Raw genomic sequence first — 10729 nt, 5'->3', positions numbered from 1 at the left:
TCAACAATAAAATTAAACTAATAAAACGGAGAGGCTATGGCTTTAGAAACTTTCGGAATTTTTGGGTTAGAAGTATGTTATCTTGGCATCTTGTCTGTTGATTTAGCATAAAAAGTAACGAAGAGCCAATTTCAATTTTACCATCGGTTTTTATTTTTGCCTGGGCATAAATTTCTTTATAGTAATCCCAAGCTAAAAGGTAATTTTCGAGAGTTTCCCCCACTAATCCCCTCGCCTGGAGAGCTTGGCTGAGACGCGCTCCGGTAGAATTAAGTAGTAGGCTCCAAGTATTATGGCCGAATGCTTGACTAATCTGACGGATGCGATCGATTAAGCGATATTTAATCCTCTGATTGGCAAAATTATCGAAGCGAGTGGAGAATAAAGGCTTAAAGTCAGCTAAGATAGCCTCAAAACCAAGAATTCCTTCGTTAAAGTAGTCTTCGATCTGATAATCCAGTTTAGCTTGATATTTTTGATAGATTTCGGCAGCTGCCCAGTAGCAAGGTTCCTGCAAATAAGCGTATAAATGCCCACGAAAAAGATGATTTTTGGAACCGTGATTCTGATACTGTTGGTGAAAGAATAGAGACCAATATTCCTCGGACTCGACATTAGGATCGATTGGGCCATAGCTTGCCATGTTACGACGCAAACGCCGATCGCAATTCCATTGTGTCCTATTTTGCTGCAAAACTAAAAAGCAACAAAACTTCTCCAGCAAAGTCTCTCGTTTTTTCATCTAGCTAGTCCCCGTGGAGGTCAACTAAACTCTCTATCGTTCCACTTGCAGCTTTTATGCAGTATTTTGGCATTTTGTTACAAATTGATCATACTCGGTCTAGGAGAGTCACAGTAAATGGCTTTTTGACCCACTCCCAACCCCCAACAGCTAACCCCTAGGGAGGACCACGAGGGGCATATTAAAAAAAAACCTGTCCACTGTTCCTGAGAAACGTTAACATAAGTTAACAACCCCTTGACAACCGATAAGATCATCCTCAATTTATCAGGAGTTCGACAGCGTGAACAAAAACGGTAATAACAAAAAATGGCGCAATGCGGGACTATATGCCCTATTGTTAATCGTAGTCCTTGCCTTGGCCTCAGCTTTCTTCGATCGCCAGCCAGCAGTGCAACAAACTTGGAAGTATAGTGAATTTTTACAGGAAGTACGGGAAGGTAAAGTAGAAACCGTGCGCTTAAGTGCCGACCGGCAACGAGCGATCGTACCCACCCAAGACGGTACAAACGTATTGGTTAACCTACCCAACGATCCGCAATTAATCAACATCTTGGCAGAAAATAACGTTGATATTTCCGTACTGCCCCAAAGAGAAGAAGGAGTATGGGTAAGAGCCTTCAGTAGCCTATTTTTCCCTATATTGCTTCTTGTTGGTCTATTTTTCTTGCTCCGTCGCGCCCAAAGTGGCCCCGGTTCCCAAGCGATGAACTTCGGCAAATCGAAAGCAAGAGTACAGATGGAACCCCAAACCCAGGTTACTTTCGGTGATGTGGCCGGGATTGAAGGGGCAAAATTAGAATTAAACGAAGTGGTGGACTTCCTCAAAAATGCCGATCGCTTCACGGCAATTGGGGCAAAAATCCCCAAAGGAGTCCTTTTAGTCGGTCCTCCGGGGACAGGTAAAACCCTACTCGCTCGCGCAGTAGCTGGAGAAGCAGGAGTCCCGTTTTTTAGCATTTCCGGTTCGGAATTCGTGGAAATGTTCGTCGGGGTGGGTGCTTCTCGCGTCCGCGACCTATTTGAACAAGCGAAAGCGAATGCACCTTGTATCGTCTTTATCGATGAGATTGATGCTGTCGGTCGTCAACGGGGCGCCGGTTTAGGGGGTGGTAACGATGAACGGGAACAAACCCTCAACCAATTATTAACGGAAATGGACGGTTTTGAAGGTAATACAGGTATTATCATTATCGCCGCCACTAACCGTCCTGATGTGCTGGATGCCGCTTTATTACGTCCGGGTCGTTTTGATCGCCAAGTGGTGGTAGATCGTCCCGATTACGCTGGCCGTAAGGAAATCCTTAATGTCCACTCCAGAGGCAAAACCTTGGCCCAAGACGTGGATCTAGATAAAATTGCTCGTCGTACCCCCGGTTTTACCGGTGCGGATCTGGCTAATTTGCTCAACGAAGCCGCAATTTTAGCGGCACGTCGCAATTTAACCGAGATTTCCATGGATGAGATCAACGATGCGATCGATCGTGTTCTGGCCGGTCCTGAGAAGAAAAATCGCGTCATGAGCGAAAAACGCAAAACTTTAGTTGCTTACCATGAAGCGGGTCACGCTTTGGTGGGTGCTTTAATGCCGGATTATGATCCTGTCCAGAAAATTAGTATTATTCCTCGCGGTCGCGCTGGGGGTTTAACTTGGTTCACTCCCAGCGAGGATCGCATGGAATCCGGGTTATATTCTCGCGCTTATCTGCAAAATCAGATGGCTGTAGCTTTGGGGGGTCGTTTAGCTGAAGAAATTATCTTCGGTGAGGAGGAAGTGACTACGGGTGCTTCTAATGACCTGCAACAGGTGGCACGAGTAGCGCGGCAAATGGTCACTCGTTTCGGCATGAGCGATCGCCTAGGTCCCGTGGCTTTAGGTCGTCAAAATGGTAATGTTTTCCTAGGTCGTGATATCGCTTCCGATCGAGATTTCTCCGATGAAACTGCGGCAGCTATTGACGAGGAAGTGCGTAACTTAGTGGAACAGGCCTATCGTCGCGCTAAAGAGGTTTTAGTCAATAACCGCGCCATCTTGGACCAGTTAGCGCAAATGTTAGTGGAAAAAGAAACCGTGGACGCGGAGGAGTTACAAAATATCCTCGCTCATAACGAGGTGAAAATGGCGGCTTTAGCTTAAGTTTTGTAACATTTTCTTGACAAACAGCATCCTGATGGGTGCTGTTTTTTTGTTAAATGAAAATTAATGAGGGTCTGCTGAAAAAGTTTTTCCTGGGGGTAGGAGTCAGGAGTCAGGAGTCAGTAGCCGGTCGTTTCGGGCTTTGTTGCCCTTGTTTTTTGTACCAATTGATGTACTATAAGAAAGATAATGCAAGGTTTTTGAAAGTCCCAATCCTATTTTCTTGCACTAACATCGGACTTTAACAGGTCAAAAGCCTTATTTTAAAAGGGTTTTACCATTATTCAGCAAGCCCTAATGACAAACTTAATTTCTTGCTGATCAGCTGTTAATCAGCTTAACAGGCGTTGCTGATTTGAGATATGAATCTTCTCTTGTAGGATTTTTAAAACCTAGACCCAAACTAACTTTTGGACACGATGCACACTTGGCATTCATACCTTGATTCAGTAACGTCTTCTTGGTAGCTTGCCTTCTCCCTTAATCATACCCTAAATCAGCAACGCCCGATCAGTAATCAGCGATCAGTCAACAGCCCTAAATGAAACTGGCATTAACCTGATAGGAGATCAAATCTCCCTCGACAAAGAAACTGAGGCCGTAGCGACCTGGTGTTAAATTCAAGGATAATCGGTCGCCGTATTCAACCGAACCGACGACGGTGGCGACGCCCTTACTATCGAATCGCACTAACTCGATGATCACGTTGGGATCGGTGGCGAGTTCCAAACGAAGGTTACGCGAAGTCCTGAATTTCAGTCTGTCCACACTATCCCAAACGCCGAGGCAATTAGTTTCCCCTAAATAACCGTCAACGCCGAAGCTTTTTCCCGTCCTCGCGGTTCCCAGATCGAGCGCCCCGCCCCATTCCCGACTCAGATCCAGTCTGGCATAAATCTCGCCGTCCATTCCAGTATTGACATCCTCACCGCCGTAAACGGACGGTGATTCCCAAACCTCACGATTTAGGTTTCTGCTTCTTTCCCTTGCGGGGTTCCGCACCTGCCGCCTCAGTTTTACTCTGTTCTGGTCTTATGGTCGCTCTACAGACTGACACCGCAAGCCCTGCGGCCAAAATATTTTTACTTGCGTTAATATCTCGGTCATGGTGAGTCCCACAGTCTGGACAATCCCACTCTCGAATATTTAACGGCATTTTCTCAGCAATATACCCGCAATTACTACACCGCTTAGAACTAGGAAACCATCTATCTATTTCGATGTAATTTCTCCCATACCAACGGCATTTGTAGGCTAATTGTCTAGTGATTTCTCCCCAACTAACGTCAGATATTGCCTGAGATAATTTCGGGTTTTTGACCATATTCTTGACAGCTAAATTCTCAACCACAATCGTTTGGTTTTCACGAACTAATTGAGTGGTTAGCTTATGTAAATGGTCTTTTCTGCTATCGGTGATTTGAGCGTGAATCTTGGCTACTTTGATTCTAGCTTTTTCTCGATTTTTTGAGCCTTTCTGTTTTCTAGAAAGGCTTTTTTGGGCCTTTCGCAGTCTCCGATAATGCTTTTTAAAATGCTTGGGATTAGACACTTTATCGCCATCGCTGGTAATCACGAGGCTACTAATTCCTAAATCAATTCCAATGGCTTTATCTGTTACTGGTAATGGCTTAATTGTTGGGTCATCAAATCTTATTGAGATATGCCAACGTCCAGAAGGATGTAATCTGACTGTTACTGTGCTTGGTTCACAGCTTTCTGGGATTTGTCTTGACCATCGAATAGGTAAAGGTTCTGTGCATTTGGCTAAATAGATTTGTTTGTCTTTAAATTTAAAAGCAGATTTGGTAAATTCGGCACTTCCTCCCTGATGTTTTTTCTTAAAGTTAGGATACTTAGTACGACCAGCAAAGAAGTTAGTGAAAGCTGTTTGTAAATGTCTTAACCCTTGTTGTAAAGGTACACAGCTAACTTCGTTTAAAAACTCTAATTCTTCTTGTTTTTTCCAATCGGTCAACATTGAAGAAGTTTGAGCGTAGCCTACTCTTTCTTGCTTTTCGTACCAAGCTTGTGTTCGTTCGTGGAGAGCTTTGTTGTAAACTAATCTTACACAGCCCAAAGTGCGCCGCAATAGCGACTCTTGTTCTGGTGTTGGGTAAAATCGAAACGAATAGGCTTTTTCCATGTCTCATATTTTAGCATATATTTCGTAAACGATGCTCATATTTAACAGCAAAGCCGCCGTAAAACGGCGGGGTTTCAGACCCAAAATTTTCGATGATGTCTCTGTTCATAGTTTACCTCGGGGAATTTCTCTATCTCTATAACTACCGATTCCGTCGTCGCCATTCCCAGGGTGGCATCGGGTTTCCCCCGAAAATTCCCTGGCGATTCGATCGAGCTTCGGTAAAAGCCCTCTCGATTTCATGCCAGCTTGGAAAGTTGCCCTTGAATCGATCGTAAGCCCAAACCATTCCATCTTTTACCTGTTGGAGTTGAACTAGCTGACCGTTGGCGTACACCTCAGCTACGGTGCGCCCGAAGCGATCAGTATCAACCGCATTGATGCTGACTTGGTTATTCGCCCGGTTGAGTAGCGATCGCAAGTGGTCACGGCTGGCGATGCCGTTCTCCTGTTGGATTTCTGGGGCATCAACACAGGCAAATCTGATTCTCTGCTGTTTTCCGTCACAATCGACCCTAATCGTGTCGCCGTCGTGTACCGAACCCCTGACCACCGTGCAAGTGCGGGCATTGGCTAAGGTTGAGGCGGGAAGGTTCTGACAGAACACCAATAGTAAGGCGATCGCTAAAAGGAAAAGGCGCTTCATGGTTTTTGGGTGCGTGACGGTGGCAAGGAAAACCAAATCGTCGGGATTGGTAATCGCCGTCTATTTTACGGTGGTGAGGATGTCAACGGCAAAATTTCCGTAAAGAGGGTGATTCCCATTGATTAATATGTCAGGTTCCCTGCCGTAAAGAATCAATGGATACTTGAGGCAATGATGATTAAAGAATTAAATATCCGGTTAGAAGCCACCGAAAAAACAACCAGAGAAATAAGGCTACGGAAGGAAGCTATCGACCGGCAATCGGCCGAGTTTAACCAGTGGATGACCAGAATCAAAGCCAGGCTAAATGCGATCGCTGGTAAGATTGAAAAATAGCGAAGATTTAAAAGGGAATCCAATCAACTCGGTCAATGCATTCTTCTGCTTCGGATGCTTCCTAAATCAGATATAATTCTTCTGCCCAGATTTCTAAATTAGCACTGGGACGCAACCATAGTAAACCCCAAATATGTCCCCCCTTATCCCAATGGTTTTTCAGGTGTCCGGGCATACTGCGACAATTATTTGGTAACTAACAACCGTTGAAATGATGCAACATAATCTAGGATTTCTGGGTCTAAAGTTCCCAGTGGTGGTGCATCGGGTTCACCTACTCGCAAAATATCGAGATTAGGATTCAATCGCAACAGAGATATTTTGAGGTCTGGGGATAAGTTTTCATCTAACAAAAACAGGATTCTCAGAAGAGTTAAAATAGTCTATAGTTACTTGCGCCATAAAAGCCCTTTTCTTAAAACCTGTCAGCTTTTTTGCCGCCTCTTTCAAGCTTGATTTGATTTTTTCAGTCAGTTCAGTTACCATAGTTGAGAGTGGGAGTAACAAGTTGCTTCTCTAGTCTAGATGGTAATTTATTAATACGCAAGTCCCTTACTTTTTCGTAAGTCATCTTTTAATCTTAACTCTTGGACTATTTTATCCTATTTTGTCTAGACTTATGCAAGAGATCTAATCTTTAGGTTCTATCCCCAAGGCCCTTAACTGTTCCGCTAGGCGATCGGCTCGTTGTCGTTCCTGTTCGGCTCGTTGTCGTTCCTGTTGAGTGGATTCCTGGGAAGTTAACAACAAGTTACCTTCCCCATCCCACCAGCGAAGCCAGGGAAAGAACTGATTTTGGTATTCCCCTTGCCAAATTCCTAACTCTACCTTTAAAGGAGTAATGGGATAATGACCGCGCTGATTAGGAGTCATTTTTTGGTAACGACCATTAACTAACTGGTACATCTCGATCTGAGCCTTGTTAACTTCATAAATCCCATAAAAAGGAATTTGAATCGCTCGCTCATAGATCCAAAATTTACCCTTAACAGGCGTTTTATCCCGTTCTTCTTCACCATTACCAGAGACAAATTCTAAGGCAATAACCGGTTCAATGGTTTCTTTCCACATCACAAAGGAAAGCCGGACTTGACCCTCAATCGTTGTGGGGACATGGGGAACATAAAACCAATCGGGAGCAACAGCACCCTTTTCTAAGGATTCTGGATACTCTGGCAATCGCCAATAAATCCCACAATCTCGACCTAGACAGTAATTACCGTCAGGATGTAATTGCTCTAAAAGGGGTGTAATAGTATGCGTTAAAAGGTCTGCTTGGGGAGGCTCTTGATAGTTTTTCACAAAACTTCCATCTTTATCGGGGAGTTGGGTGTGGTCGGGTAAAGGGGAAGCGCAATACGCTGTGGTCGAAGGTTCCTGAATGGTGGTTGAGGATTGTACCGTTTGGGTCATTGAACTCATCTTTAATTCCCCTATTTTTGTTATCTAGCTTTTATTCTATAACTGTTCTTCAAAACCTGCAAAAACTATGCCTGATCTCAATGCTATCGCCGGAATGGAATGACCGCTCTTCGCTCCCAGACAAAAGGCGATCCACGCATCAAAATCGCTGTTCTTGATGGACTAATTGATTTAGATATCGTCTGTTTCCAATCAGCAAATATTACCCGCCTTGATCCCTATTAGTCGGAAGAATTTACCATCGTTCCCCAACACTTACAAGCCTTTTTAGATGTAGAAAAAAGTGGCAAAAGTGATGAAGAAAAAGAGCATCTGTTCAAAGAAGAAATCCCCGAGGAAAACATCCGCAACAGTTTGCATTTGCGCTTCCATGCTAACCATATTATCAGCACCATTTGCGGCCAACCAGATTCACCGCTCCCCGCTCCCCGCTCCTTTATACCTTCTCAACGGAATTTAGTATAACCACTGAGGCCAGGGTTAGCTGTCGATCAAATTCAATTATAATTAACTTCTTATTCAAAATTTTAGTTAATTATGCGTTACAAACTTTTAGGTAATAGTGGTCTGCGAGTTTCCGAACTATGTCTAGGGACGATGACATTCGGGGAAGATTGGGGTTGGGGAGCGGATAAAGAGGAAAGTCGGGCGGTTTTTCAGGCTTTTGCGGAAGCGGGCGGCAATTTTCTCGATACTGCTAATATCTACACTAACGGAACCAGTGAAACATTAGTGGGGGAATTTGTCAAGGGCGATCGAGAAAAATGGGTAATCGCCACGAAATATTCTCTCAACACCCGTCCCGGGGATGTCAATGCCTGCGGAAATCATCGAAAAAACCTCTTTCAGGCGGTAGAAGCTAGTTTAAAGCGTTTAGGTACTGATTATATCGATTTACTCTGGCTTCATATTTGGGACTCTCTCACTCCTATGGAGGAAGTGATGCGTGCTTTCGATGATTTGGTCAGGATGGGAAAAGTGCTTTATATCGGCATTTCTGACAGTCCTGCTTGGATTGTCTCCCAAGCAAACACCCTGGCCACCCTACGGGGATGGACACCCTTTATCGGACTACAAATAGAATATTCTCTCAAGGAACGCACCCCCGAACGGGAATTATTGCCTATGGCCAAAGCATTAAACATCGGTGTGACAGCTTGGAGTCCCCTGGGAGGAGGAGTTTTAACGGGAAAATATAATCAACCCAACCCCGTCGATGGTCGTTTAAGCATGACCGACCAACCTTTTCAAATTCTCGATCGCGATCTGAAAATTGCCGAGACCGTCCTAGAGATTGCCAGAGAAATCGGGAAATCACCGGCACAAGTGGCGTTAAATTGGCTCAGAAATCGCCCTAACCCCATAATTCCTATCATTGGCGCTCGAAGATTGTCCCAATTGCAGGATAATCTCGCCTGTGTGGATTTTAACCTGACTGGGGAACAGCTGCAACGACTTGATAATATCAGTGCCATTTCCCTCGGTTTTCCCCAGGAACTTTTAGCCAGTCAATTTGTTCGCGATATCCTATTAGGAGGAGTAGCGGCACAATTGGACCGATGATGGAAGTCTTTGTTTATGGAACCCTGAAACCTAAAGAGAGTAACTATTCTGCCTACTGTGCAGGAAAAGTGATCAACTCTAAAACCGCCTACACAAGGGGGCATTTATACCATCTTACCGCCCTCGGTTATCCCGGACTGACCGAGGGGGATGGCTGGGTGAAGGGAATTTTATTGACTTTTAACGCAGATTATGATATTGGGCTTTTGGATAGTTTGGAAGATTATCAACCCGGCAGAGCTGCAGAAGAAAACGAGTATCAGCGTCGCAGAATCCCTATTTATAATCTAGAGCGAGAATTAATCTGCGAAGCCTGGGGATATGTGATGACACCAGCAAAAATAGCTATCCATGGCGGTATTTGGCTTCCTTCCGGTTGGTGGACCAGTAGCGATCGAGAATAGGGATGAGGGGGCCGATTCTGTTAAGATATACAAATTAAAAGCTTAATCGTGAAAAAATTATGTATCTACTCCTAGAAGTGGCCAGTGGCAAATTCCCCGTTTATTTCGTGGCAGTTTATGTGGTCGGTTTTCTCGCTGCTGTCACCATCGGTTCGATCGCTTGGTATAATTCTAAGCGCCCGGTTGGTTGGGAAGATGCCCAAAGACCGGATATTATCCCCGAAGTGAAGACAGATATAGATTCTGATTCTCGATCCTAGAAAAAGGCAGTTATCAGTTATCAGCTTCTCAAGGCAAGAGGCAAGGGGCAAAACACAGAATCTGGCAATTCTCCTACCTAAAAAGAAGGTTAGAAACTAAGCACATCAAAGCTTTTAGCTTAACAAATTAGGTTTTAGATTCAGACCTTGTTATCAGATGTGGGTTTTCAGTTCACTGATTACTGATTACTATTTACTGACAGAAATCCCCATTCCCTTCCATCTTCCCTATTCTCGATTTTGCTATGAAACTAACAGCGATGTCCTTTAATATTCGCTACGATAAACCCGATCCCGATGAGCGTAATTGGCGAGTAAGAAGGGAAGCAGTCGCGGCTTTAATTGCTCACTATTCTCCCGATATAATTGGTACTCAGGAAGCTCGCGCTAATCAATTATTGGATCTACACCGTTTATTGCCAAAATACCAAAGTTTAGGCAGCGATCGCAGAGGGACAGGATTAGATGAACATTGTGCGATTTTATATCAACCAAGTCGGTTAAAATGTTTAGAAATATACGAATTTTGGCTATCAGAAACTCCCGATGTTATTGGCAGTATTACTGAAGCTTGGGGTAATCCTTATCCCCGCATGGTAACGGGGGCTAAATTTCGCACTCTTGAGGGGCAAACTTTGCAGTTTTATAACACCCATCTCGATTACTATAGCGACAAAGCTAAGGACTTAGGTGCTAAGTGCATACAGGAGCGTTTTTGTCAACTAGATTTAACAAAAGATTACTTATTTTTAACGGGGGATTTTAATGTTAATTCTCAGCAATTACCCCGTCAGATTTTAACTCAACCTCTCCAGTCAGAAATTAGATTAAAGGATGCTTTAGCCGATTTGGAATTAGCCGAACAAATGAGCTTTAATAATTACACCGATACCCCTTATTTAGCCATCGATACCATTTATTATGATAGCCGTTTGCAGTTAGATTGGGCTAAAGTCGATCCTTGCCGTTGGTTGAATCTTATTCCCTCCGATCATTATCCTGTAATTGCTGCTTTTACCTTGCCCTAAAAATAGATTATTGTTGTATTTAGCAAATATATAGAGGGTAAAAGC

At 44.0% G+C, this 10729-nt stretch carries 14 protein-coding genes and 1 pseudogene; 8 read left to right on the top strand and 7 right to left on the bottom strand.

Going from position 1 to position 10729, the window contains the following annotated elements:
* The coding region (locus IQ224_RS07710; RefSeq protein WP_194032794.1) for a transposase at positions 1-101 on the top strand (101 nt) is incomplete at its 5' end.
* A 29-nt stretch (positions 102-130) separates the two neighbouring features.
* Here IQ224_RS07710 and IQ224_RS07705 read toward each other — a convergent pair.
* Positions 131-742, bottom strand: a pseudogene (locus tag IQ224_RS07705) (RNA polymerase subunit sigma-70); the annotation flags it as partial.
* Positions 743-1025: 283 nt separating this feature from the next.
* Here IQ224_RS07705 and ftsH3 point away from each other — a divergent pair.
* Entirely contained in the window at positions 1026-2879 is a 1854-nt protein-coding gene (ftsH3, locus tag IQ224_RS07700; RefSeq protein WP_002742170.1) for an ATP-dependent zinc metalloprotease FtsH3, read from the top strand.
* A 537-nt stretch (positions 2880-3416) separates the two neighbouring features.
* Here ftsH3 and IQ224_RS07695 read toward each other — a convergent pair.
* From IQ224_RS07695 to IQ224_RS07685, 3 genes are all read right to left on the bottom strand, one after another.
* Positions 3417-3881, bottom strand: a complete 465-nt coding sequence (locus IQ224_RS07695; RefSeq protein ID WP_230457581.1) for a hypothetical protein — start codon at positions 3879-3881, stop codon at positions 3417-3419.
* Entirely contained in the window at positions 3838-5025 is a 1188-nt protein-coding gene (locus IQ224_RS07690) for an RNA-guided endonuclease TnpB family protein (protein ID WP_084990003.1), read from the bottom strand. The genes IQ224_RS07695 and IQ224_RS07690 overlap by 44 nt, the downstream gene beginning before the upstream one ends.
* Positions 5026-5167: 142 nt before the next feature.
* Positions 5168-5671: a thermonuclease family protein gene (locus IQ224_RS07685; RefSeq protein WP_002742180.1), complete on the bottom strand. Its 504-nt coding sequence runs from the start codon at positions 5669-5671 to the stop codon at positions 5168-5170.
* A gap of 171 nt (positions 5672-5842) precedes the next feature.
* On the opposite strand from IQ224_RS07685, the gene IQ224_RS07680 reads away from it, so the two are divergent.
* A complete protein-coding gene (locus tag IQ224_RS07680) occupies positions 5843-6007 on the top strand; it encodes a hypothetical protein (RefSeq protein ID WP_002742181.1) in 165 nt (54 codons plus the stop codon).
* Positions 6008-6192: 185 nt separating this feature from the next.
* Here IQ224_RS07680 and IQ224_RS23905 read toward each other — a convergent pair whose 3' ends face one another.
* The 3 genes from IQ224_RS23905 to IQ224_RS07670 all read right to left on the bottom strand — a co-directional run bounded on the left by IQ224_RS23905 (position 6193) and on the right by IQ224_RS07670 (position 7429).
* Positions 6193-6360 (bottom strand): DUF5615 family PIN-like protein, encoded by a 168-nt coding sequence (locus IQ224_RS23905; RefSeq protein WP_002737266.1) that lies wholly within the window; start codon positions 6358-6360, stop codon positions 6193-6195.
* Positions 6350-6493 carry a hypothetical protein gene (locus tag IQ224_RS23900; RefSeq protein WP_228036127.1) on the bottom strand — a complete coding sequence of 48 codons (144 nt, stop codon included), beginning with the start codon at positions 6491-6493 and terminating at the stop codon, positions 6350-6352. Before IQ224_RS23900 ends, IQ224_RS23905 begins: the two co-directional genes overlap by 11 nt.
* Before the next feature lie 144 nt (positions 6494-6637).
* Positions 6638-7429 carry a Uma2 family endonuclease gene (locus IQ224_RS07670; RefSeq protein WP_194032793.1) on the bottom strand — a complete coding sequence of 264 codons (792 nt, stop codon included), beginning with the start codon at positions 7427-7429 and terminating at the stop codon, positions 6638-6640.
* A 99-nt stretch (positions 7430-7528) separates the two neighbouring features.
* Here IQ224_RS07670 and IQ224_RS07665 point away from each other — a divergent pair, with 99 nt between their 5' ends.
* The 5 genes from IQ224_RS07665 to IQ224_RS07640 all read left to right on the top strand — a co-directional run bounded on the left by IQ224_RS07665 (position 7529) and on the right by IQ224_RS07640 (position 10684).
* Complete coding sequence (locus IQ224_RS07665; RefSeq protein ID WP_002742185.1) at positions 7529-7654, top strand: hypothetical protein; 126 nt, start codon at positions 7529-7531, stop codon at positions 7652-7654.
* 312 nt (positions 7655-7966) lie between these two features.
* Entirely contained in the window at positions 7967-8992 is a 1026-nt protein-coding gene (locus IQ224_RS07655; protein WP_002742186.1) for an aldo/keto reductase, read from the top strand.
* Positions 8989-9396 (top strand): gamma-glutamylcyclotransferase, encoded by a 408-nt coding sequence (locus IQ224_RS07650; RefSeq protein ID WP_002752991.1) that lies wholly within the window; start codon positions 8989-8991, stop codon positions 9394-9396. The genes IQ224_RS07655 and IQ224_RS07650 overlap by 4 nt, the downstream gene beginning before the upstream one ends.
* Before the next feature lie 59 nt (positions 9397-9455).
* Complete coding sequence (gene psb35 / locus IQ224_RS07645; RefSeq protein ID WP_002737145.1) at positions 9456-9656, top strand: photosystem II assembly protein Psb35; 201 nt, start codon at positions 9456-9458, stop codon at positions 9654-9656.
* Positions 9657-9901: 245 nt separating this feature from the next.
* The gene (locus IQ224_RS07640; protein ID WP_194032792.1) at positions 9902-10684 is read left to right on the top strand and encodes an endonuclease/exonuclease/phosphatase family protein; all 783 of its coding nucleotides are present in this window, start codon (positions 9902-9904) and stop codon (positions 10682-10684) included.
* Positions 10685-10729: the final 45 nt, after the last annotated feature.

The organism is Microcystis sp. LEGE 00066 (genome assembly GCF_015207925.1).
In the GTDB taxonomy this organism is placed as follows: domain Bacteria; phylum Cyanobacteriota; class Cyanobacteriia; order Cyanobacteriales; family Microcystaceae; genus Microcystis; species Microcystis ichthyoblabe_A.
The sequence above is the reverse complement of the archived record's forward strand: the minus strand, read 5'-3'. Positions and strand labels throughout refer to the sequence as shown.

Excerpts from the sequence above, each read along its gene's own strand:
- IQ224_RS07690 (WP_084990003.1), bottom strand. The coding sequence starts at position 5,025 with ATGGAAAAAGCCTATTCGTTTCGATTTTACCCAACACCAGAACAAGAG.
- IQ224_RS07685 (WP_002742180.1), bottom strand. The coding sequence starts at position 5,671 with ATGAAGCGCCTTTTCCTTTTAGCGATCGCCTTACTATTGGTGTTCTGT.
- IQ224_RS07680 (WP_002742181.1), top strand. The coding sequence starts at position 5,843 with ATGATGATTAAAGAATTAAATATCCGGTTAGAAGCCACCGAAAAAACA.
- IQ224_RS23900 (WP_228036127.1), bottom strand. The coding sequence starts at position 6,493 with ATGGTAACTGAACTGACTGAAAAAATCAAATCAAGCTTGAAAGAGGCG.
- IQ224_RS07670 (WP_194032793.1), bottom strand. The coding sequence starts at position 7,429 with ATGAGTTCAATGACCCAAACGGTACAATCCTCAACCACCATTCAGGAA.
- IQ224_RS07665 (WP_002742185.1), top strand. The coding sequence starts at position 7,529 with ATGACCGCTCTTCGCTCCCAGACAAAAGGCGATCCACGCATCAAAATC.
- IQ224_RS07655 (WP_002742186.1), top strand. The coding sequence starts at position 7,967 with ATGCGTTACAAACTTTTAGGTAATAGTGGTCTGCGAGTTTCCGAACTA.
- IQ224_RS07650 (WP_002752991.1), top strand. The coding sequence starts at position 8,989 with ATGATGGAAGTCTTTGTTTATGGAACCCTGAAACCTAAAGAGAGTAAC.
- psb35 (WP_002737145.1), top strand. The coding sequence starts at position 9,456 with ATGTATCTACTCCTAGAAGTGGCCAGTGGCAAATTCCCCGTTTATTTC.
- IQ224_RS07640 (WP_194032792.1), top strand. The coding sequence starts at position 9,902 with ATGAAACTAACAGCGATGTCCTTTAATATTCGCTACGATAAACCCGAT.